The following is a 1060-nucleotide window of genomic DNA, read 5'->3' on the forward strand; positions in this document are numbered from 1 at the left end:
TTCGTGGTCTAGACAATGGGGTCCACCTTACTTGGGTCGGTAGGTTCCCTCGATGAGCTACTGCCGAATCTTCGGCCAGTGTTGCTTGAGAAAAGTTGGACTTCCTTCAGACCCTGCCTCGTGACAACACCCTTGCCCTTTCGCTAACCTTCGGCTCTGCGAATACCTGGTAAGAGGACTTTCACCTCTCGAGTTAAGTGCCATGCCCGGCACACACGCCTGCTTAAGGGGCGCCGTAGGCGTCACCTGGATTTAGTTGTTAGGTGCGTAATTTGACAGGTTGCATTTTGCAACCATAATGGAACCATATGGTTTTTGGAGATTACGATATGCCGGCACTTACAGTTAAAAACATACCTGAAACCCTCTATAACAGGTTGAAAGAAGCTGCTTCTGCACACCATAGGAGCATAAATAGTGAGCTAATTCATTGCCTTGAGCAAATGCTACTGCCTCAGCAAGTAAGTCCTTCTGAGCACCTGAAGCGTGCCCGAGAACTGCGCCGAGATATTGATACCAATTTCATAGATATTGACGATATCCAAGAAGCTATTAATGAAGGCAGATCATGATTGTTGTCGATACTAACGTACTTGTTTATTTGTACTTGCCAACAAAATACACCCTATATGCGGAAAAACTCCTTGAAAATGATCCTGTATGGGTTGCCCCTCACCTTTGGCGTAGCGAATTCAGGAATGTTTTAGCTCTTTACTTGAGAAAGGATCTCATTTCATACGATAAAGCTTTACAGATCCAGAATGAAGCTGAAACATTAATGTCAGGGAATGAATATGACATTAAGTCACTCAATGTCCTTTCTCTTGTAAATCAGAGTAATTGTTCAGCGTACGATTGTGAATATGTTTCTCTAGCAATAAATCTCGACACAGAGTTATTTACGATGGATAAAAAAGTAATCTCTGAATTTCCTCTAATTGCTAAACCATTGCGTGATGTTGAGTTGTGAGCACCTAATCGGGATAGGGTGAAGTCTCACGGCTCCGCTCCTCCCACACCACCGATACGAATTACGGCGGGTTCTTAAAATATCTGTTCG

The 1060-nt window shown here is 43.8% G+C and carries 2 protein-coding genes; both read left to right on the forward strand.

Features of this window, described 5'->3' with window-relative positions:
- Positions 1-308: 308 nt before the first annotated feature.
- Positions 309-572: a FitA-like ribbon-helix-helix domain-containing protein gene (locus E1189_RS01795; RefSeq protein WP_230460004.1), complete on the forward strand. Its 264-nt coding sequence runs from the start codon at positions 309-311 to the stop codon at positions 570-572.
- Positions 569-970: a type II toxin-antitoxin system VapC family toxin gene (locus E1189_RS01800; protein ID WP_155158375.1), complete on the forward strand. Its 402-nt coding sequence runs from the start codon at positions 569-571 to the stop codon at positions 968-970. Before E1189_RS01795 ends, E1189_RS01800 begins: the two co-directional genes overlap by 4 nt.
- Positions 971-1060: the final 90 nt, after the last annotated feature.

The sequence above is a fragment of the Parendozoicomonas verongulae genome (assembly GCF_009711465.1).
GTDB classification, from domain to species: Bacteria; Pseudomonadota; Gammaproteobacteria; order Pseudomonadales; family Endozoicomonadaceae; genus Sansalvadorimonas; species Sansalvadorimonas verongulae.

Excerpts from the sequence above, each read along its gene's own strand:
- E1189_RS01800 (WP_155158375.1), top strand. The coding sequence starts at position 569 with ATGATTGTTGTCGATACTAACGTACTTGTTTATTTGTACTTGCCAACA.
- E1189_RS01795 (WP_230460004.1), top strand. The coding sequence starts at position 309 with ATGGTTTTTGGAGATTACGATATGCCGGCACTTACAGTTAAAAACATA.